We start from the raw sequence: 20,354 nt of genomic DNA, 5'->3' as shown, positions 1-20,354 counted from the left end.
CAAGCACGGGGCGACGGCGGATTTTAAGGGTCGTTCTGTACGCAATAAGAGGCAGCAACTGAGGCGGAAGCCGCCCTAACCCCATCGTCACCCCGGCCTTGTGCCGGGGCCTACCGAGCAACCGCGCGAAACGCTCAAGCCTCTATCGGCTCGCCTGCGGATGGGTAAGGCCGGGACGACGGGAGGGACGTCAGGCCAACTCCACCCCGCCCGTCGCCACTTCGCGCCGCCCGACCACCGCCTCAAACCGCTCGTGATAGCGCGGATGCTCGGTCCCCATCATCCGGTCCCACCAAGTGAAATAGAGCCCGAAATTATAGCGCCCCTCGACATGGTGCAGGTCGTGATGCGTCGTCGTCGTCAGCCACCCCGTCAGTCGCGATCGGGTGAAGCCGGGCCAGGCAAGCTCGAACCCCGAATGGCCGAACACGTTGCGCGCGATCTGGTGGCCGAGGAAGATGAACACCGACCACGGCTGGATCGGCGCGATCCAGCTGATCGCCATGAACATCACCGGGATGTAGATGCTTTCGAACACCGCTTCGATCGGCGCGAAGCTATAGGCGGCCCAGCTGGTCGGCGTGCGGCTCAGATGGTGCGCGGCATGCCCCCGGCGGAACAGCGCCTTCAGGTGCAGCGTGCGATGCATCCAGTAGAACCATGTGTCGTGCAGCAGCACCATCGCGATGATCTGCGGAATCAGGATCGCCAGATCGGGCGCGCCGCGGTTGACCGGGATCCACCCGGCGCGAAACATCGCGAAGGTCAGCAGGTTGACGACCGAGAAAACCGCGATCGTTTCCACCGATTGGCGGAATTCGCGCAGCCGATCAGCGCGGGTCGCGACGCGGTCCTGAATGCGGCGATGGGCGATCGCATGGCGGATCAGCCAATAAAGGATCGCAATGCCCGCCGCGCCGATGATGTAGCGCGTGAATTCGATCTGGAAGCTGCGCAACAATCGTTCGCCGATCAGAATCACAAAGTCGATCACTTGCCGTTCCTTCATCGATGCGCGCGAATCGCCTTATGACACTGGACTGGACAATAGCTTGCCGCAAGCCGGACGGCGTCGGGGGCAGGGTGCGGCCCATAAGCCCTATGGGAATCGCCCGCGCACCGCGTTACAGCCTGCCGACATGACTCAGTTCGATCTTGCACCCCAGTTCGACCTCACCGACGATCAGCGGGAGATTCAGGAGCTTGCGCGCAAGTTCACCGCTGACCGGATCACGCCGCACGCCGCCGAATGGGACGAAAAGCACATCTTCCCGCGCGATACGATCAAGGCGGCCGCCGAACTCGGCTTTGCCGCAATCTATGTGTCGGAGGAGTCGGGCGGCATCAATCTCGGCCGGCTCGAAGCAGCACTGATCATGGAAGCGATGGCCTATGGCTGTCCGTCGACCAGCGCGTTCATCTCCATCCACAACATGGCGGCGTGGATGATCGACCGCTTCGGCAGCCAGGTGGTGAAGGACAAGTACCTGCCGTCGCTGGTCACGATGGACCGCATCGCCAGCTATTGCCTGACCGAGCCGGGCTCGGGCTCCGACGCCGCCGCGCTGAAGACCAAGGCGGTGCTGGACGGCGATCATTATGTCGTCACCGGCACCAAGCAGTTCATCAGCGGCGCGGGCGAGAATGACGTCTATGTCACGATGGTCCGCACCGGCGAGGACGGGCCGAAGGGCATTTCGTGCCTCGTCATCGAAAAAGACATGCCCGGCGTGTCGTTCGGCGCGAACGAGCGCAAGCTCGGCTGGCATTCACAGCCGACCCGGCAAGTGATCCTCGACGGGGTGCGCGTGCCGGTCGAGAACCGCGTCGGCGGCGAGGGCGAAGGGTTTCGCATCGCGATGATGGGGCTGGACGGCGGGCGGCTGAACATCGGCGCCTGCTCGCTCGGCGGAGCGCAGCGCTGTCTGGACGAAGCGATCAATTACACCAAGGATCGCAAGCAGTTCGGCACCGCGGTCAGCGATTTCCAGAACACGCAGTTCATGCTCGCCGACATGGCGACCGAGCTCGAGGCGGCGCGCGCGCTGCTCTACATGGCGGCTGCCAAGGTGACGGCCAACGCGCCCGACAAGACACGCTTTGCCGCGATGGCCAAGCGGCTGGCGACCGATACCGGCTCGGCCGTGGTCGACCGCGCGCTGCAACTGCATGGCGGCTATGGCTATTTGATGGACTATCCGATCGAACGCTTCTGGCGCGATCTGCGCGTGCATTCGATCCTGGAGGGCACCAATCAGGTGATGCGGATGATCGTCGGGCGCGAGCTGACGCGGCAGTGAGATTGCTTCCCTCGCCCCTGCTTGCAGGGGGGAGGGATGAGAGGGACTATGACCACCGACGTCATCATCGACAAAGAGGGCCGTCTAGGCCGCATCCGGCTTAACCGGCCTAAGGCGATCCACGCGCTCAACCACGCGATGTGCGTTGCCATCCTCGACGCGCTCGCCGAATTCGCGGGCGATGACGACATTGCTGCGGTGGTGTTCGACCATGCGGAAGGACGCGGCTTCTGCGCGGGTGGCGACATCCGCATGCTCGCCGAAAGCGGGCAGGGCGATGGCAGCGAGGCGCGCGCGTTTTTCCACGCCGAATATCGCATGAACCACGCGCTGTTCACCTACGCCAAGCCGACGGTCGCGATCATGGACGGGATCACGATGGGCGGCGGCGTCGGCATTGCGCTCCCGTGCCGCTACCGCGTCGCGACCGAAAACACCCGGTTCGCGATGCCCGAAACCGGGATCGGGCTGTTCCCCGATGTCGGCGGCGGTTGGTATCTGCCGCGATTGTCGGGCCATGTCGGCATGTATTTGGCGCTCACCGGCGCGCGGCTCGACGGGGCGGAGTGCCTCGCGCTCGGGCTCGCGACCCATTACCTCGCATCGGAGGCGATGCCGGGCGCGATCGAGGCGCTGCACGACAGCTACGATCTGTTCGAAACGCTGAAGTCGCACGGCACTGGCGCCCCGGTCGCGCGGATCGTCGAGGAGCGCACGCATATCGAGCGGCTGTTCGGCGGAGAGAGCGTCGCTGCGATCATCGCCACGCTCGATGCCGACGGGTCCGGCTGGGCCAGCAAGCAGGCCGCGACCCTGCGCACCAAATCGCCGCTGTCGATGGCGGTCGCTTTCCGCCAGCTCCGCGAAGGCGCGGCAATGCCCGACTTCGCGACCGAGATGGCCCAGGAATATGCGATCGGCGCGCGCATGGTCCACACCCATGACTTCATCGAAGGCGTACGAGCGCTGATCGTCGACAAGGACAATGCGCCGGTCTGGGACCCGGCGACGCCCGAGGGGGTGAGCGACGCGATGCTCGATGCGATCTTCGCGCCGATGCCCGAGGGCGAAGGGTGGACGCCGAACTGACTTTCTTCGTCATCCCCGCGAAGGCGGGGATCCATAACCACTGCGGGAGCGATGGATTCCCGCCTTCGCGGGAATGACTTCATGACCGACTATCAGACCATCCTCGTCGACCACCACGATGCCGTGACGCTGGTGACGCTCAACCGCCCGCAGGCGCTCAATGCGCTCAACAGCGAGGTGCTTGCCGATCTGATCGCAGCGTTCGCGGCCTATGATGCCGATCCCGGCCAGCGCTGCCTCGTCCTCACCGGCAGCGAAAAGGCGTTCGCGGCGGGTGCGGACATCAAGGAAATGTCGGCGCAGGGCTTTGCCGACATGTACGGGTCGAACTTCTTCGCGGGCTGGGAAAAGGTGACGGCAACCCGCAAGCCGTGGATCGCGGCGGTCGCGGGCTATGCGCTCGGCGGCGGCTGCGAAGTCGCGATGATGGCCGATTTCATCATCGCGGGCGACAATGCCAAATTCGGCCAGCCCGAGATCAAGCTCGGCGTGTCGCCAGGCATGGGCGGATCGCAGCGGCTGACGCGCGCGATCGGCAAGGCCAAGGCAATGGAAATGTGCCTGACCGGGCGGATGATGGATGCTGCCGAAGCCGAGCGATCGGGGCTCGTCGCGCGCGTCGTGCCTGCCGCCGATCTGGTCGCCGAAGCACTCAAGACCGCCGCTGCGATTGCCGCGATGCCGCCGCTCGCGACCATCGCCAACAAAGAAATGGTCAACGCCGCCTTCGAGACGGGCCTCGCGCAGGGGATCCTGTTCGAACGCCGCCTGTTCCACGGCCTGTTCGGCACCGAGGACCAGAAGGAAGGCATGGCCGCGTTCGTCGAAAAGCGGCCGGGGAACTGGACGGGGCGGTGACCCCCAATCCTCTCCCCTTTGGGGCGAGGAATAACTGGAGAGACTAAATGGCACGCATCGCATTCATCGGGCTCGGCAATATGGGCGGGGGGATGGCGGCGAACCTCGCCAAGGCGGGGCATGACGTGCGCGCGTTCGACCTGTCCGCCGATGCGCTCGACAAGGCCAAGGCGGCGGGATGCCTGCCGATGGAAAGCGCCGCTGCCGCTGCCGAAGGCGCCGAGGCGATCGTGACGATGCTGCCTGCGGGCGCGCATGTCGAGGCCACTTACGAGGACGCGCTGTTCGGCGCGGCGACGCCCGGCACCCTGCTGATCGATTGCTCGACGATCGACGTCGCGACCGCCAAGCGCGTTGCCGAAGCCGCTGCCGCCAAGGGTCTGGTCGCGGTCGATGCGCCGGTTTCGGGCGGGATTGCCGCCGCCAATGCGGGCACGCTGACCTTCATGGTCGGCGGCAGCGACGAAGCTTATGCCCGCGCCAAGGCCATTCTCGACAATATGGGAAAGGCAGTGATCCATGCCGGGGCGAACGGCGCGGGGCAGGCGGCGAAAATCTGCAACAACATGCTGCTCGGTGCGACGATGGTCGCCACTTGCGAAGCTTTCCTGCTCGCCGACAGGCTGGGGCTGGAGGCGCAGAAATTCTATGACATCGCCAGCGTCTCGTCGGGCCAGAGCTGGTCGATGACGAGCTATTGCCCGGTTCCCGGTGTCGGCCCCGAGACGCCCGCCGACCGCGACTATCAGGGCGGCTTTGCGGTCGCGCTGATGCTCAAGGACCTGAAGCTCGCCGCGCAAGCCGCTGCCGACACCGGCGCGCAGACGCCGATGGGCGAGCGCGCCGCCGCGCTTTATCAGGCCTTTGCCGATGCCGGACAGGGCGGGCTCGATTTCTCGGCGATCATCAAGATGCTGAGCGCACCGCCTGCCGCCTAGGCCACCCTTGCCCCAGCCTTCAAAGCCGTTAATCGTGGCGGCAAAAGGGGAGACGGGGATGGCAACGACGGCGGCGAACGACGATATCGATGCGGCAGGCGCGGAGCCCAGCGCGCATGACGTGCGTCTGATCATCACTGCGTCGTCGCTCGGCACCATCTTCGAATGGTATGATTTCTTCATCTACGGCACGCTGGCGGCGAGCGGCATCATTGGCCGGACCTTTTTTCCGGCGGGCAATGAAGTGGTGCAGACGCTGCTTGCCTGGGCGGGCTTTGCGGTCGGCTTCGGCTTCCGGCCGCTCGGCGCGGTGGTGTTCGGCTATCTCGGCGACCGGCTGGGGCGCAAATACACGTTTCTCGTCACGATCACGCTGATGGGCGTTGCCACCGCCGGGGTCGGCTTCGTGCCTTCGGCGGAGGCGATCGGGCTGGCGGCACCCGCAATCATCCTGCTGCTGCGCATCCTGCAGGGGCTCGCGCTTGGCGGCGAATATGGCGGCGCGGCGATCTATGTCGCCGAACACGCGCCCGCCGGCAAAAGCGGCTTCTACACCAGCTTCATCCAGGCCAGCGTCGCGGGCGGCTTCATCCTGTCGCTGATCGTCGTGCTGGTCGCCAAGGCATCGATGCCGGACGCGATTTGGCAGGACTGGGGCTGGCGACTGCCCTTCATCTTCAGCATCGTGTTGCTGATCGTATCGCTGTGGATGCGCTTCAAACTGTCCGAAAGCCCGGTGTTCAAGGCGATGAAGGCGAGCGGCGAGACCGCGCGCAATCCCTTCATCGAAAGCTTTACCTATCCCGGCAATCTGTCGCGGCTTTTCGTCGCGCTGTTCGGGATCGCCGCCGGGCTGACGGTGATCTGGTACACGTCGATGTTCACTGTCCTCGCTTTCCTGCAAGGGCCGATGCGCGTCGACGATACCGCGGCGCAGCTGATCGTCGGGGTCGGTGCAGCGGCGGGCCTTGGCTGGTTCGTGCTGTTCGGCTGGCTGTCCGACCGGATCGGGCGCAAACTGCCGATCGTCGTCGGTTATGCGCTGACCTTGGTCACGCTGTTCCCGCTGTTCTGGGTGATCGGCGCTGCCGCCAATCCCGGCCTGGCCCGCGCCGCGCGCGACATGCCGGTGGTCGTCGCCGGGCCGCATTGCCAATACAGCCCGTTCGCGCAGAAACAGGTCGATAGCTGCGCCAAGCTGCTCGATCTGCTGTCGAAAAAGGGCGTCGCCTATACGACGACGGCCGCACCGGCGACCGCCGTCAGCATCGGCGGTCAGGCGGTGCACGGCGACACGCCCGAAGCGCTCGAAGCGGCACTGATCGCGAGCGGCTATAACCTTGGCAAGGTGGTGCCGTCGCCGGGCAATATCGTACTGATCCTGCTTTGCATCATCCTGCTTACGGGGTTGGCCGGCATGACCTATGGTCCGGTCGCAGCCTTGCTCAGCGAGTTGTTCCCGCCGCGCATCCGCTATAGTTCGATGTCGATCCCCTATCACATCGGCACCGGCTATTTCGGCGGTTTCCTGCCGTTCATCAGCCAATATATCGTCGCGCGCACTGGCAATCCCTATGGCGGGCTGTGGTATACGCTCGGCGTGGTGCTGATGGCGCTGGTGGTGACGGTGGTGATGCTGCCCGGCGGCAAACGGGCCGGGCATCGCCGCTAGCATCAGCGGCACGTGCGCGGTAGGCGCTGCGGCATGACCAGCCCGCTTCGCCTGCGCCTCGACGCCGCCGCTCTGACCTACAATTGGCAGACGCTCGCGGCGATGAGCGGCCGCGCGGCCTGTGGCGCGGCGGTCAAGGCCGACGGCTATGGGCTGGGCGCAACCGAAGTGGTGACGCGACTGGCAGCGGCGGGGTGCCGCGATTTCTTCGTCGCTACCTGGGCCGAGGCTGCCGCGCTCGCGCCGCTCGGCGTGCCGGTGTCGGTGCTTCACGGCGTCCGCGCCGAGGATATGGATGTCGCCAAGGCGCTTGTCGGGGTGCGGCCGGTGCTGAACAGCGCCACCCAGGTTGCGCGCTGGCGCGAGGCGGGCGGAGGCCTGTGCGACGTGATGGTCGACACTGGCATGAACCGGCTCGGCGTCTCGACCGAGGACATCCGCAGCGGGCTGCTCGACGGGCTCGCGATCGAAACGCTGATGAGCCACCTCGCCTGCGCCGACGAGGATGTCGCGATGAATGCTGCCCAACGATCGGCATTCATGGGCATCACGGGCCGCGTGACGGCGCGCCGACTGAGCCTTGCCAATTCGGCCGGCATCGCGCTCGGCGCCGATTATGCGTTTGATCTTACGCGCCCGGGGCTGGCGCTCTATGGCGGCGTGCCGCGTGGTGAATTCGCCGGGCGGATCCGGCAAGTGGCAGTGCCGGAGGCGCAGATCCTGCAGCGGCGATTGCTGCGCGCGGGCGACCGCATCGGCTATAACGCGACATTCACGGCGCCGCGCGACTTACCCGTCGCGATCCTCAATATCGGTTATGCCGACGGTTATTGGCGGGGCTTTTCAGGCACCGGGACAGCGCACGCAGGCGATGCGGTGCTGCCGGTGATCGGCCGCGTGTCGATGGACTTGATTGCGGTCGACATCAGCGCGGCGGCGACGCTCGGCGAGGGCGACTGGGTCGCGCTCGATTATGATCTGCCGGTCGCGGCCGCGCGCTCGGGCATGTCGCAATATGAATTGCTCACCGGGTTGGGCAGGCGCTTCAACAGAATGTGGCGCTGATCGCCTTTTCTTCACCGAGGCGCAAAAAAAGGGCCGCTCCCCGGAAGGAGCGGCCCAATTTTTTTGGCTGGATCGGCGCTTACTTGCCGTTCGAGCCCAGCGTGATCTTGAAGCCGCTGTAGAAGTAACGGCCGAAGTTCTGGAAGATCGCGTCGCCAGCGCCCGTGCCCAGCGCGCCGAGCGGCGGGAGCTGGTTGAACGCGTTGTCGACACCGAAGTAGAACTCGAACTTCTTGTTGACCGCCTGCGAGATCCGGAAGCTGTGATAGGTCACATCCGGATAGTTCACGACTGGCAGCACGTCTGCGTTCTGGGGCGGGCGGCCCTGGAAGCTGTGCTGGTTTTCATAGGCCGAGATCGACTGAACGCCGATGTACTGCATCTGGTAGCGGACTGCGAAGCCCGATGCCGTCCGGTAGTTGGCAGTGATCTGGCCTTCGAACCGAGGATCGCCGACGTTACCCAGCTGCGCCGTGCCGAAACGCGGATCGGTTGGGCTGGTGAAGTTGGTGCGTTCGAACAGATAGGTGACAAGGGCACCCAGCTGCAGGGCCGCACCGCTATCCCAACGCTTGCGGTACTGCAGCTCGACGTCGATACCCGAGGTGCGCTGCTTCGCGAAGTTGACGCCGCCCGAGGTGCCGACGTTCGCATTGTTGAAGAAGCCCGTGTTGGGATCGCGTGCGGTGAGCAGCTGGCAGAACTGGTTGTTCAGCGAGCCGAGGTCATAGCACTGGTTGAGGATCGTCTGCAGACCGAGCGCCGCGATCAGGTTCGTGACTTCGATGTTGTAGTAGTCGATCGTCAGCGACAGGCCGCGCGCGAAGCGGGGTTCGGCAACGAAGCCAACCGTGAAGCTCTTGCCTTCTTCGGCGAGGAGGTTCGGGTTGCCCGCGTTGAAGAAGCCCTGGCTCTGCGTGCGGAACGGCGTGTTGACGAACGTGCTGCCTGTCGCGGTAACGCCAGGTACGCGTGCCGCGACGCAGTTGGCGAGACGGTTTGCCGTACCGTTGTTGATGTTGAGCAGGTCGCACGGATCGGCCACGAAAGCGAAGTTCTGGGTCGGTGCCAGGAACAGGTCGCTCTGCGTCGGTGCGCGGACGGCGACGGCGTAGCTGCCGCGGACGCGGAAGTCACGGATCGGCGCCCAGACGAGACCCGCGTTATACGACCACACGCCACCCGTGCGGGTGTTGTAGCTCGAATAACGACCGGCGCCCGTCACCGTCAGTTCCTCGAAGAACGGGACGTTCTTCAGGATCGGCAGTTCGATTTCGCCATAGCCTTCGACCGTCGTCAGCGCCGGCGGAGCGAAGTCGGCAATCGCGTTCAGGAAGGTGCCACCCGACTTGGTGAGCGGATCCCACTGCGCGAACGCGGTTTCCTTGCGATACTCCGCGCCGACGTTGAACCGGACCGGGCCGCCGGGCAGGTTGAAGAACTTGCTCGTGTCGCCGCTGATGTTCAGCGTGACGTTGAACTCTTCTGCAAGCTGCGTGCGGGTGGCCGTCGTGTTGACGAAGTTCAGGGCCGCCTGCGACGGTGCACCGAAACCGAACTGGTTGATCGGAATACAGTCAGGACGGACGTTGGTGGTCGCGTTGACGGCGCAGATCACCCGCTGGCCGAGCGAGTTGGTGGCAAAGTTGGTGCCGGTGAAGTTGGCAGGGGCCAGCACGGCATTCTGTGCAAGCACAATGCCGTCCGGGTTGCCATTGCGATCGGCAACGATCAGGTTGTTCAACGACCGCAGGAAGCTCGAATAACGGCCATAGTTAACCGCCAGTTCGTAGTGCCACGTGCCGTTGAAGTCACCCTTGATGCCACCGACGAAGCGGTACAGCTCGCGCTGCTGCAATTCGCCGCGACCACCGAAGTCGACGTTGAAACGGTTGATTGGGAACGTGCCCGTTGCCGGGTTGGCGCAGCGACCGATGCTCTGCAGCGTCGCGAGCGCTTGCGGCGTCAGGAACGCGTTGCTGCAGCTGATATTGTTGGTCAGCGCACCAAAGCCGGACGAGAAGCTTGGCTGGCCTTCCTGGTTGACGTTGTACTGGACGTACTTGCCTTCGAAGAAGGTCTTGAAGAGGTCCGAAAAGTCATAGTGCGCCAGCACGTTGACCGACCAACGCTCGTTCAGCGGGTTCAGCTGACCGGTATTGCGCAGTGTCGAACCGAGACCGCCGACCGTGTTGGTGCTGCCACCATTGGTGATGTCGCGGAAGTCGAGCGACGGATTGCTGAGCACCAGTCGACCGTCGGCCGTGAACGCATAGCGCTGGGCACGGTTGGCTAGGTTGGTCGCCGACGAGCCGCGGCAGCGGGCAAGGTTGGTAAGGTTCGCTGCGTCGCAGATCGCGTCGAGACCGCCGCCGTCGAAGATCGTGCCGTTGCGGACGTTGGTGAAGAACTGGTTGTCGGCAACGCCGTTACCTGCCGCCGGCTCGCCTGCGGTGTTTTCGGCAAGGTTGAACTGCGAACGGCCATCGAACGCGCCGGTGAGCCCGGGACGATCGACGAAGTACAGCGGATTGAGCCGCGAATATTCGGCCGACACCGCGATGTTGCCGCGGCCTTCAGCGAAATTGCGGCCATAGGTGATTGCGCCATAATAGGAACCGCGATCGCCGAGGTAGGAAGTGCCGCCCTGACCCGAGATGCGCAGACCGTCGAAATTCTTCTTCAGCACGAAGTTGACGACGCCCGCGATAGCGTCCGAACCGTAGACGGCCGAGTTACCGCCGGTCACCACGTCGACGCGCTCGAGCAGTTCGGGCGGGATCGTGTTGGTATCGACCGAGTAGCTGCCCGGGATCGAGGTCACATGGCGACGGCCATCGACCAGCACCAGCGTGCGGGCGGTGCCGAGGCCGCGAAGGTCAAGGATGCTGAGGCCCGAGGTGCCGATGAAGCGCGTCGAGTTCGCCTGGCTGAAGGTCGAACGCAGCTGCGGCAGGTCGTTCAGCGCGTCGCCGACGTTGATCTGGCCGCGATCGAACAGATTCTCCGCGGTCACCGACGTGATCGGCGCCGGCGAATCGAGCGCGGCGCGGCCGATGCGCGAACCGGTGACGGTAACGGTGGGTTCTTCTTCCTTTTCCGTTGCGGCCGGAGTCGGCGCAGGCGTCGGCGTCGTCTGTGCCGACGCGGCGACCGGAAGGCTGACCAGAACACCTGCAAGCGCAGTCGCGCTCAAAAGCTCCCTCATCTTCATTAATTTTTGCCCCAGTTGCGAGCTGAAATGCCCTAAGACCTGTCATCAAATCGACATTGCGCCCGCGATGCAAGGCGCGGGCGGGAGATTTCCAACCTTTTCGTTAAGTTTCCATACAGGCTGTTGCACGATTGCCACGGTCGCAAATGGCCTGATTCGAGTCATAAAGTTGCGCTGGATGGCGTGTTACAGGAATATGACGCGAACGAATTGTTACATCGATGAATAATAAAATTACGACAACATGACAGTTCGTTGCGACCCTGCCGAGATGTGAATCAGAAGGTTGCGATTAGCCAATATGGCGCGTTGGTTGCGCAACCGGAACGGTCCAAGCGAATGCCCGTTCATCGCTGCATTCGTATGCACCGTCGCTGCATCCATCACCGGACGGGTTCGGGCGGCGCGCGGGCGGTCTCCGACCGCGCCCGCCCGATTCGCCGTCATCGGCGGATCGTCAACGCTCGACGCAGACCGCGATGCCCATGCCGCCGCCGACGCACAGCGTCGCCAGACCCTTCTTCGCATCGCGCCGCGCCATTTCGTACAGCAGCGTGGTCAACAGTCGAGCGCCCGACGCGCCGATCGGGTGGCCGATCGCGATCGCGCCGCCGTTGACGTTGATCTTGCTCGTATCCCAGCCGAGTTCCTTGTTCACCGACATCGCCTGGGCGGCAAAGGCTTCGTTCGATTCGATCAGGTCGAGGTCGCCGATCGACCAGCCTGCCTTCTCCAGCGCGCGCTTGACCGCCGGGACCGGGCCGATGCCCATGATCGAGGGATCGACCCCCGCCGATGCCCAGCTCGCGATCCGCGCGAGCACGGGCATGCCGCGCTTCTCGGCTTCCTCGCGCGAGGTGATGACGAGCGCGGCGGCGCCGTCGTTGATGCCGCTCGCATTCGCCGCCGTCACCGTGCCATCCTTCTTGAAGGCAGGGCGCAGGCCCGACACGCCGTCGATCGTCACGCCGTCACGGATATATTCGTCGGCATCGACGATTGTGTCGCCCTTGCGGCTCTTGACGGTAACCGGGGCGATTTCGTCCTTGAAGCGCCCCTCGGCGCGCGCGGCCGAGGCCTTGTTCTGCGATGCGACCGCGAATTCGTCCTGCTCGGCGCGCGTTACCTGATATTGCTCGGCAAGGTTTTCGGCAGTGATGCCCATGTGATAGCCGTTGAACACGTCCATCAGCCCGTCCTTGATCATCGTGTCGACCAGGCTGAGGTCGCCCATCTTCGTGCCGCCGCGCAGGAACTGGGCATGCGGGGCAAGGCTCATCGACTCCTGCCCGCCGGCAACCACGATCGTCGCATCGCCGCTGACGATCGACTGATAGGCAAGCGCGACGGCGCGCAGGCCCGAACCGCAGACCTGATTGACGCCGTAAGCTGGGATTTCCTTGGGCACGCCCGCCGCCATCGACGCTTGGCGGGCCGGGTTCTGGCCCTGGCCGGCGCTCAGCACCTGGCCCAGGATCACTTCCGACACATCGGCGCCGGTGATGCCCGCCTGCGCCATCGCCGCCTCGATCGCGACGCGGCCAAGCTCATGCGCCGGGGTGGTCGCGAACGCGCCATTGAAGCTGCCGACGGGGGTGCGCTTGGCAGCGGTAATAACGATGTCGGTCATGGAAAGAGTCTCCTGCGGGCGGGGTTATGTTCTGTGGCCTATCTAGACCTGGTGACGCCTGCGATCCAGTCGGCAAGCGGGGTCCATAGCAGCTCGGGTGCGGCGCTGCCGACCACCATGCCGACATGGCCGCTCTGCAGATCGTGGCGGGCACCAAAGCCGGCAGCACTCGCGCTGGGCACGATCCGGTCGGTCATCGAGACGAACTCGATTGTCGGGCAGTTGAGCGCGTGCGGGTCGATGGTCCGCCCGCCGATCTGCCAACCGCCGGTGCCGGGCAGGTCGCGTGCGAAAAAGTCGAACATCTGCGCGCCTGCCGCATAGCTGAGCGGGGCGCCGCCATTCGCCCAATCCTCAAGCGCGACGAAGTTTCTCGCCGCCGCGCTGTCTGGGGGCAGCTCAGCAAAGCGTTCGAACTTGGCAATGGTCCGCGCCGGGTCGAGCGACCAGAAGGCGCTTTGCAGCACTTCCATCGGCACCAGCCCCATCTGGCGGCAACCCGGTTCGACCGCTTCCCACAGCGCGGCGATCCGGGCGCGCGCCCGCTCGCCGAAGCCAGTGAAGTGCCAGGGCGAGGCGATGGCAGCGAACCCGAGCACCGGCATCAGCGAAGCCGCCGCCGTCGCTATCGTGCCGCCCAGGCAATAGCCGATCAGTACCGGCGGCGCGCCGAGCTTGGCGGCAAGCGGCAGCAGCAGGTCGGTGACATGCGCGCTGATGTCGGCGGCGTGCTCTTCAGGTGTCGGCGTGCCCCAGTCGAGCAGCAAGACATGATGCCCCTGCGCCGCCAGCCAGCGCAACAGCGAGCGATCGGACGCCAGGTCGAAAATGAACGGCGGGTTGATCAGCGATGGCACGAAGATCACTGGCGGCCCGTCACCGCCATAATCGATCAACGAAGCCCGCCCGTGTTGGTAGCGGACCGGCGGCGTCGCCCGCGGCGGGCCGCGATCGGCGCTCTGATAAGCGGCGAGCCCGGCGAGTGCTGCACTGCGGCGATCGTCCATTCCCCGTGTCTCACGCGCCAAGATTTGGAGAAACAAGGGTAGTGGCCGGGGCCCGTGTTGCGGCGCCGCACGAAATGATGATACAGCCGCGTCATTCACGTGCGAGGGCCTCCCCCATGAAAAAAGCGTCCGCCGACGGTGTCGTCATTATCAAGAAATATGCGAATCGCCGCCTCTACAACACCGAGACGTCGTCCTACATTACGCTCGAACATCTCGCGGCGATGACGCGCGAGGGTCGCGACTTCAAGGTCGTCGACGCGAAAACCGACGACGACATCACGCATAACGTGCTCACGCAGATCATCATGGAAGAGGAATCGCGCGGGCAGACGATGCTGCCGGTCAATTTCCTGCGCCAGCTGATCTCGATGTACGGCGATTCGATGCAGGCGATGGTGCCGGGCTATCTCGAAGCCTCAATGGAGGGCTTCCGCCGCAACCAGGCGCAGTTCAAATCGGCGGTCGAAGGTGCGTTCGCGCATTCGCCCTTCGCCGAAATCGCCAAGCGCAACATGGAAATGTTCGAAGCGGCGACCGCAGCGTTCAAGCCCCCCGTGCCCGGCGCCCCCGCCAGCAAGGACGAGGAAATCGCCGCGCTGAAGGCCGAACTCGCCAAGCTGCACGAAAAGGTCGAAAAGCTCGGCGAGTGAGCCGGGTGTGGCTTCAATCAGTGCGAAGTTCGTCATCCCCGCGCAGGCGGGGATCCATATCGGGCGGGCCTTTCGGCTGATCGCATCGCTTGTGCCTATGGATTCCCGCCTGCGCGGGAATGGCAATGGTTGAAACGCGCCGCTGGACTTACCGCTTCGGCTTGACGAACTTCAGCGTCATCCGGTCGCTTTCGCCGATCGCGGCATAGCGCGCGCGATCCTTGTCGGCTTCGGCGTAGTTCGGCGGTAGCGTCCACACGCCCTTGGGATAGTCATGCGTATCCTTGGGATTGGCGTTGACCGCGCTTTCGCCGGCCAGCTTGAACCCCGCCTTGGTCGCATAGGCGATCACCGACGACCGCTTCATATAGCCGCTCTTGGCTTCGGTGATGCCCTTGGCGTCCTCGGGCAGATGGTGCTCGACCACGCCGAGCGTGCCGCCGGGCTTGAGCATCGCGAACATCTGGTCGAACGCGGCCTGGGTCTGGTCGGTCGCGCCGAAGCTCCAGTTATGGACGTTGCGGAACGTCAGCACCACGTCGGCGCTCCCGTTCGGCACCCGATCGGGAGCGTCGGCGCTGGGGAAGGTCGCGAACTTGACCTTGCCATAAACGCCCGGATTGGCGGCCATCAGCTTCTGCACCCCGGCCCGCGCGCGTTCGCTGGGGGCGGCGGCGGTGTAGCTGCCCTTGGCGAGATAGGGTGCGAGAATTTCAGTGTACCAGCCGCCCGCCGGCCAGATTTCGACGACATTGTCGGTCGGCTTGACGCCGAAAAAGGCGAGGGTCTCGGCCGGGTGGCGATATTTGTCGCGCAGCACATTGGCGGGCGTGCGAGTGGGGGCCGCAATCGCGGCGCGCAGGGCGGGGGAAGGTTGCGGCGTCGCTGCAACCAGCGCGGTGGCGCCCGCGGCGGCGACGATGGCGAGCGGAGCGATCAGATACCGGCGCATTGGGATCTCCTAAGGATTCGATTTTGCAGGTGTTTTGGCCCTGCCCGGCGGGCGATGCAAGCGGGGCTTTGGCCTTAGCGGCGCAACGGCAGATCGCGGCGCAGATAAACGAGCGTGCGGTAGTTTTCGCGCGGCGTGGAAAACACGACGCTGTAGTCGCGCGCCAGCACAGGGCGCAGTTCGGCGACGCTGGCGCTGTTCCAGATCGCGAGGCGGCGCGTCGAGGCAAGGATCACCGGCGGGCGGGCGCGCAAGATGCGGCGCACCTCGGCGGCTTCGTCGATGCCGGTCGCGCCCTGCTCGGTGGTGTAGGCCAGCAGATTGGGGAAGGCATAGGCGGTCGGCAGGCAGGCGTTTGCCAGCCGATAAGTTATGGTATCGCCGATGAAGACATAGGGGCACGCGCCCCGGCTGTTGAGCGCGACCAGCCGCGCGACGGCACGCGCCCCGGGCGCGTCATTGGGCCGGATCGCGCCGCGCACGATCAGGATGGCAAGGCCGATGCCGAGCGCGCCCGCTGCGACGCGCCAACCGCGCGCCAGCGTCGGCGCGGCGAGCAGCGCGATCGGCGCCACCAGCGGCAGTGCGTAATGATCGAAGAACGTCCCGATCGCCGCAAAGCCCGCAAGCGCTGCCGCCGCCCAGAGCGTCGCCAGCCATGTCTCGCGCGCGTGCGGACCGGTCGCACGGGCTCGCCAGCCAAGGGCGCCGGCCACGATCAGAACGCCGAGCTGCGCAAAAATGCCGAGCAGCCGCATCAGCAGCTGGTCGATCGGATAGCCGGGCCGCAGGAAGATCGACGTGACATTGGCGAACCAGAAGGCATCGAAGGCGCGCTGGCCCAGCCCCTGATAGAATCCGATCGCCAACAGGCTCGGCGCGGCGCCGCACGCCATCCACAGCAACGCGGCTGCCGCGATCAGTCCCGGCGGCGCTCCGGCGCGGCGGAGATACCAGAGGTGCGCGAGACCGAAAAACGCGCCTTCGAACACTGGGGTATATTTGATCTGGATCGCCAGCCCCGCGAGCAGGCACGCGGCCATGCCGCTGGCGATGATTCCCGCAACCGCGCGTCGATCAGCCAGATGCGGCAAGCGCAGCACCAGCAGCATCGCTGCTGCCATCAGCAGATTGTAGAACACCGGCGATTGCCCGCCGCGCCCGCCGAGCAGCGACACCCAGACCAGATAGGCGCACCCCGCCGCGAAAGCGCCCAGCGGCGCCGCGCCGATCATCCGCGCGGCGCGCCACACGCACCACGCCGTTGCCGCGGCAAAGCCCGTCGCGACGAGCTGATAGGCAAGAATGCCGTCGCCGGGCAGCAGACGGATCGCCGCGAAGATCAGGAACAGCCCGATCGGCTTGCGATCCCAGACATCGATATAGGGCAGCGCGCCGTGCAGCATCCGGTCGCCGACGAGCAGATAATATTGCTCGTCGACATGGATCACCGGATTGCCAAAATCCCAGCAGCGCAGCGCAAGTGCGGCAAGCACCAGCACCAGCAGCAGCGCGGCTGAAATATGCCTTGGTGCAATCACCCTTGATCCGTTCGTGCTGAGCTTGTCGAAGCACTGTCCTTCTTGTCCGACGTCACCGCAGAAGCAGGGCAGCCCTTCGACAAGCTCAGGGCGAACGTGTTGAAGGCAAGTCCCGGCAAATCAACTCTTGTCTTTAGTAAAAGCGCTGGAGCGTCAGCTGCCGCGTCGCGCCGCTGCACAGGCCGAACGTCACTACGCGCCCCGGCTGCCCGACCGACCAGCCGGCATGCCGCTTGTCGGCATCGTCGGCGCCGATCGCCACGCCGTCGATCGCGCAGATCAGCTCGCCCGTGCGCCAACCACTCGCCTCGGCGGGGCTGCTACGCATGACATGCAGCACGCGCAGCCGGTTGCCTTCGGCGCGGGTCAGCAGACCGCTCGTCGAGCGCAGCGGTGGCACATCGGCGGCAGGGCTGGGGCTCAGCACCATCCGCCCGGCACCGGGATCGAGCAGCACATGATAGCGTTCGAGCAGCCCCGATCCGATCCGCCCCGCCGCGCCGATCATCTGCGAAAAACCGCCTGCAGGTTCGACGCGCAGCTCGACCTCGCGCGCATCGACCTGGCCGATCGCGATTTGCGGCACGATCGCGAGGCTGCTGACCTGCGCACCGCCCAGACCATAAGCGATCGTGCTGGTGGTCGGCAGCGCTGCGGGCTTGCTGGCCGCCCAGGCGGGTTGCGACAGCGTGACTGCGCTGCCGTCACCGGTGTCGACCACGATCGGCCGCAGCCGCCGCCCGCCGAGCGTGAGTTCGGTCACATAGACCTGCACTTCGGGCGCGACACGCAGCGGCGCCACCTCACCGCGAAACGGCAGCCGCCCTGACGGCAGCAGCCGGAAGCGCCGCCCGACATAATCGATCTCGAGCGCATAGGCCGCGAGCAGATCCTGCCCGACGAGCAGATCGGGACCCTGCGCCTCGCCGATCGCATTGGCGGGCAGCGCCGCAACGGTAATGCCGCCGCCGCGCCGGTCGAGCGCACCGAAAGCGAGGCTGCGCGTCGTCGCCCAGCCGAATGGCACTTGCCCGCCGATCGCCCGCGCCATGCCGCGCGCCTGAATCTTCAGCTTGGCGAGTGCGGCAAAGCGCGGCGAGGCGACCGACGCGGTCACGCCGGTGTCGAGCACGGCGGAGGCGGGGACGCCGTTCACCTGCGCGGTGAAGCGGATCTGGTTGCCGGGGGTAATGTCGAACGGCACCCAGCGCGCCTCGGCATCGTCGGCCAGCGTCGCAATGCCGGTGCCCGGCATCAGCGCGGCGCCGGGGGCGAAGATCAGGGCAAGGGCAAGCAGAATCGCGCGCATCGCCCGCACAGCGATACCGTGTTGGGCAGGGTAAAGAAATGCTTACCGGTCCCGGTTAGCGTGCCGGGGCGGGAAGGGGGGCTGCTCTTGACCCCCACCGTTCGTGTCGAGCGAAGTCGAGACACGGGCCAAAGGCGGATCGCTTGTGGCCGGTCCTCCGGCGATGCTCGGGACCAACGGGGAATAGGGCGCGACGCGAACAGCCTTTACAAGCACGCCTCGAGATAGGCCTGGTCGAAGCCGAACTGCCGCGCCTTTTCCAGCGTATAGGGGCGCAGACCCATCGCGCGATATTCGCCGATGATCTTGCCGTCGGCGGACTCGTCCAGATATTCGAACTTGAACAGTTCCTGCGTCACGATCACCGGGCCTTCCATGCCGATCACTTCGGTGATGTTGGTGACGCGGCGCGAACCGTCGCGCAGTCGCTTGACCTGCACGATCAGGTCGACCGAGTCGGCGATCTGGCGGCTGATCGCTTCCTTGGGCATCTTGATGTCGCCCATCATCACCATGTTTTCCATACGGCCCAGGCATTCGCGCGGGCTGTTGGCGTGGAGCGTACACATCGATCCGTCGTGGCCGGTGTTCATGGCGGCGAGCAAATCGAAACACTCCGATCCGCGAATTTCGCCCAGGATCACGCGGTCGGGGCGCATACGCAGCGAGTTCTTGACCAGATCGCGAATGGTGATTTCGCCCTGACCTTCAAGGTTCGCCGGGCGCGTTTCCAGCGGCAGCCAGTGCGGCTGCTGCAGCCGGAGTTCGGCCGCGTCTTCGATCGTGATCACGCGTTCGCCGGGATCGATCATCTTCGACAGTGCGTTGAGCATCGTCGTCTTACCCGAGCCGGTACCGCCCGAGATGACGATGTTGAAGCGGCAGGCACCGGCGATCTTCAGCGCGGTCGCCATCTTGGTCGACATCGACCCGAAGCCCGCCATCATGTCGAGCGTGATCGGCTTGGCCGAGAACTTACGGATCGAGATCGCGGTGCCGCGAAGCGACAGCGGCGGCACGATCACGTTGACGCGGCTGCCGTCCTTCAGGCGGGCGTCGGCAAGCGGTGTGGTCTGGTCGACGCGGCGGCCGACCGAGTTACAGATCCGCTGCGCGATCTGGAACAGATGTTCCTCGTCGCGAAACTGGATGTTGGCGAGTTGCAGCTTGCCCTTTTGTTCGATGTAGGTCTGGTCGGGGCCATTGACCATGATGTCCGAGATGGTCGGATCGCTAAGCAGCTCTTCGAGCGGCCCGAGCCCGAGCAGCTCGTCGACCAGCACCTTTTCCAGCGCGAACTGCTCGCGGCGGTTGAGCGTCAGCTTCAGCTCGGCAAGCACTTCGCCGATGATCGGGCGGAATTCCTCGGCCAGCTCGTCCTTGTTGAGCGTCGCGGCAGCTTCAGGGTCGACGCGTTCGAGCAGGCGGGGAAGGACCTGTTCCTTGATCTTATGGATCGAGGTTTCGAAGCCTTCCATCTTCGACTGGCCGGCCTCGCCCGAGGCGGCCTGGCGTTCGGCGAGCCGCGCCATCGCGTCGAGCGTGCTGTCGGGCGTGGTCGCATCGATGCCGATTTCGGGCATCATGCTCGGCAGCGGCGGGAATTGTTCGCCACCTTCGGTGTCCGGGCGCGCGGGACCGCTGCCCTGCATCGGCTTGGCAACGCCGAATGCCGGACGCGGCGGTGCCGCCCCGTTGCCTGCGCCGCTGCGTCGCCCGAATGCGCTCATGCCCAAACCACCCTCATAGTCGTGGGACAGGGATAGCGCGGGAAGCTTTTATAATTTCCTAACCACAGGCGGGCCGCTCTCCGGCCCTGCGCGGGTGGGTGGTTCAGCCGATCTGTTCGGCCAGGATCGTCAGCCCGCGGGCATTGACCTCGGCAAAGCCGCCCTTGATCGTGAGTAGCTCGGGTTCGGCCTTGTCGGTCTTGTAGATCTGCAGCGCGCCGTCGCGCACCGTCGACATGAAGGGGGCATGGCCTTGAAGTACGCCGAAATCGCCCTCGGTGCCGGGGACGGTGACCATATACACGTCCTCCGAGCGGACGAGCTTTTCGGGTGTGACGAGTTCGAAGTGCAGCATGTTTCTTTCCTCCCCTCCCGCTTGCGGGAGGGGCCGGGGGT

The 20,354-nt window shown here is 65.2% G+C and carries 16 protein-coding genes; 7 read left to right on the top strand and 9 right to left on the bottom strand.

The window, feature by feature from the left end:
* Positions 1 to 190: 190 nt before the first annotated feature.
* Positions 191 to 994 (bottom strand): sterol desaturase family protein, encoded by an 804-nt coding sequence (locus AX672_RS07635; RefSeq protein ID WP_202189273.1) that lies wholly within the window; start codon positions 992 to 994, stop codon positions 191 to 193.
* Between the two features lie 145 nt (positions 995 to 1,139).
* Between AX672_RS07635 and AX672_RS07630 the strand changes: the two genes are divergently transcribed.
* From AX672_RS07630 to AX672_RS07605, 6 genes are all read left to right on the top strand, one after another.
* Positions 1,140 to 2,300: an acyl-CoA dehydrogenase family protein gene (locus AX672_RS07630; protein WP_066650512.1), complete on the top strand. Its 1,161-nt coding sequence runs from the start codon at positions 1,140 to 1,142 to the stop codon at positions 2,298 to 2,300.
* A 48-nt stretch (positions 2,301 to 2,348) separates the two neighbouring features.
* Entirely contained in the window at positions 2,349 to 3,389 is a 1,041-nt protein-coding gene (locus AX672_RS07625) for an enoyl-CoA hydratase/isomerase family protein (protein WP_066650508.1), read from the top strand.
* Positions 3,390 to 3,470: 81 nt separating this feature from the next.
* Positions 3,471 to 4,247, top strand: a complete 777-nt coding sequence (locus AX672_RS07620) for an enoyl-CoA hydratase (protein WP_066650507.1) — start codon at positions 3,471 to 3,473, stop codon at positions 4,245 to 4,247.
* 47 nt (positions 4,248 to 4,294) lie between these two features.
* Entirely contained in the window at positions 4,295 to 5,185 is an 891-nt protein-coding gene (gene mmsB, locus AX672_RS07615) for a 3-hydroxyisobutyrate dehydrogenase (RefSeq protein WP_066650504.1), read from the top strand.
* A gap of 58 nt (positions 5,186 to 5,243) precedes the next feature.
* The gene (locus AX672_RS07610) at positions 5,244 to 6,857 is read left to right on the top strand and encodes an MFS transporter (protein ID WP_066650503.1); all 1,614 of its coding nucleotides are present in this window, start codon (positions 5,244 to 5,246) and stop codon (positions 6,855 to 6,857) included.
* Positions 6,858 to 6,890: 33 nt separating this feature from the next.
* Entirely contained in the window at positions 6,891 to 7,922 is a 1,032-nt protein-coding gene (locus AX672_RS07605) for an alanine racemase (protein ID WP_066650501.1), read from the top strand.
* 79 nt (positions 7,923 to 8,001) lie between these two features.
* Here the strand turns inward: AX672_RS07605 and AX672_RS07600 are convergent, their stop codons facing one another.
* From AX672_RS07600 to AX672_RS07590, 3 genes are all read right to left on the bottom strand, one after another.
* Entirely contained in the window at positions 8,002 to 11,118 is a 3,117-nt protein-coding gene (locus AX672_RS07600) for a TonB-dependent receptor domain-containing protein (RefSeq protein WP_202189272.1), read from the bottom strand.
* 475 nt (positions 11,119 to 11,593) lie between these two features.
* On the bottom strand, positions 11,594 to 12,766 hold the full coding sequence (locus AX672_RS07595; protein WP_066650497.1) for an acetyl-CoA C-acetyltransferase: 1,173 nt from the start codon (positions 12,764 to 12,766) through the stop codon (positions 11,594 to 11,596).
* 38 nt (positions 12,767 to 12,804) lie between these two features.
* Positions 12,805 to 13,773, bottom strand: coding sequence for an alpha/beta fold hydrolase (locus AX672_RS07590; RefSeq protein ID WP_066650496.1), 969 nt, complete (start codon positions 13,771 to 13,773; stop codon positions 12,805 to 12,807).
* 116 nt (positions 13,774 to 13,889) lie between these two features.
* On the opposite strand from AX672_RS07590, the gene phaR reads away from it, so the two are divergent.
* Positions 13,890 to 14,426, top strand: a complete 537-nt coding sequence (gene phaR, locus AX672_RS07585) for a polyhydroxyalkanoate synthesis repressor PhaR (protein ID WP_066650494.1) — start codon at positions 13,890 to 13,892, stop codon at positions 14,424 to 14,426.
* Between the two features lie 148 nt (positions 14,427 to 14,574).
* On the opposite strand, the gene AX672_RS07580 is transcribed toward phaR, so the two are convergent.
* From AX672_RS07580 to AX672_RS07560, 5 genes are all read right to left on the bottom strand, one after another.
* Positions 14,575 to 15,378 carry a class I SAM-dependent methyltransferase gene (locus AX672_RS07580; RefSeq protein WP_066650492.1) on the bottom strand — a complete coding sequence of 268 codons (804 nt, stop codon included), beginning with the start codon at positions 15,376 to 15,378 and terminating at the stop codon, positions 14,575 to 14,577.
* 74 nt (positions 15,379 to 15,452) lie between these two features.
* Positions 15,453 to 16,919, bottom strand: coding sequence for an ArnT family glycosyltransferase (locus AX672_RS07575; RefSeq protein WP_231731204.1), 1,467 nt, complete (start codon positions 16,917 to 16,919; stop codon positions 15,453 to 15,455).
* A gap of 133 nt (positions 16,920 to 17,052) precedes the next feature.
* Positions 17,053 to 18,228 carry an aspartyl protease family protein gene (locus AX672_RS07570; RefSeq protein ID WP_066650490.1) on the bottom strand — a complete coding sequence of 392 codons (1,176 nt, stop codon included), beginning with the start codon at positions 18,226 to 18,228 and terminating at the stop codon, positions 17,053 to 17,055.
* 206 nt (positions 18,229 to 18,434) lie between these two features.
* Positions 18,435 to 19,958 carry a CpaF family protein gene (locus tag AX672_RS07565; RefSeq protein WP_066650488.1) on the bottom strand — a complete coding sequence of 508 codons (1,524 nt, stop codon included), beginning with the start codon at positions 19,956 to 19,958 and terminating at the stop codon, positions 18,435 to 18,437.
* A gap of 103 nt (positions 19,959 to 20,061) precedes the next feature.
* Positions 20,062 to 20,313, bottom strand: coding sequence for an ATP synthase F1 subunit epsilon (locus AX672_RS07560; protein ID WP_066650487.1), 252 nt, complete (start codon positions 20,311 to 20,313; stop codon positions 20,062 to 20,064).
* Positions 20,314 to 20,354 lie beyond the last annotated feature (41 nt).

The sequence above is a fragment of the Sphingomonas sp. CCH10-B3 genome, assembly GCF_001556185.1.
Lineage (GTDB): Bacteria > Pseudomonadota > Alphaproteobacteria > Sphingomonadales > Sphingomonadaceae > Sphingomonas > Sphingomonas aquatica.
The sequence above is the reverse complement of the archived record's forward strand: the minus strand, read 5'-3'. Positions and strand labels throughout refer to the sequence as shown.

Excerpts from the sequence above, each read along its gene's own strand:
- AX672_RS07590 (WP_066650496.1), bottom strand. The coding sequence starts at position 13,773 with ATGGACGATCGCCGCAGTGCAGCACTCGCCGGGCTCGCCGCTTATCAG.
- mmsB (WP_066650504.1), top strand. The coding sequence starts at position 4,295 with ATGGCACGCATCGCATTCATCGGGCTCGGCAATATGGGCGGGGGGATG.
- phaR (WP_066650494.1), top strand. The coding sequence starts at position 13,890 with ATGAAAAAAGCGTCCGCCGACGGTGTCGTCATTATCAAGAAATATGCG.
- AX672_RS07580 (WP_066650492.1), bottom strand. The coding sequence starts at position 15,378 with ATGCGCCGGTATCTGATCGCTCCGCTCGCCATCGTCGCCGCCGCGGGC.
- AX672_RS07610 (WP_066650503.1), top strand. The coding sequence starts at position 5,244 with ATGGCAACGACGGCGGCGAACGACGATATCGATGCGGCAGGCGCGGAG.
- AX672_RS07570 (WP_066650490.1), bottom strand. The coding sequence starts at position 18,228 with ATGCGCGCGATTCTGCTTGCCCTTGCCCTGATCTTCGCCCCCGGCGCC.
- AX672_RS07630 (WP_066650512.1), top strand. The coding sequence starts at position 1,140 with ATGACTCAGTTCGATCTTGCACCCCAGTTCGACCTCACCGACGATCAG.
- AX672_RS07620 (WP_066650507.1), top strand. The coding sequence starts at position 3,471 with ATGACCGACTATCAGACCATCCTCGTCGACCACCACGATGCCGTGACG.
- AX672_RS07625 (WP_066650508.1), top strand. The coding sequence starts at position 2,349 with ATGACCACCGACGTCATCATCGACAAAGAGGGCCGTCTAGGCCGCATC.
- AX672_RS07605 (WP_066650501.1), top strand. The coding sequence starts at position 6,891 with ATGACCAGCCCGCTTCGCCTGCGCCTCGACGCCGCCGCTCTGACCTAC.
- AX672_RS07565 (WP_066650488.1), bottom strand. The coding sequence starts at position 19,958 with ATGAGCGCATTCGGGCGACGCAGCGGCGCAGGCAACGGGGCGGCACCG.
- AX672_RS07560 (WP_066650487.1), bottom strand. The coding sequence starts at position 20,313 with ATGCTGCACTTCGAACTCGTCACACCCGAAAAGCTCGTCCGCTCGGAG.
- AX672_RS07595 (WP_066650497.1), bottom strand. The coding sequence starts at position 12,766 with ATGACCGACATCGTTATTACCGCTGCCAAGCGCACCCCCGTCGGCAGC.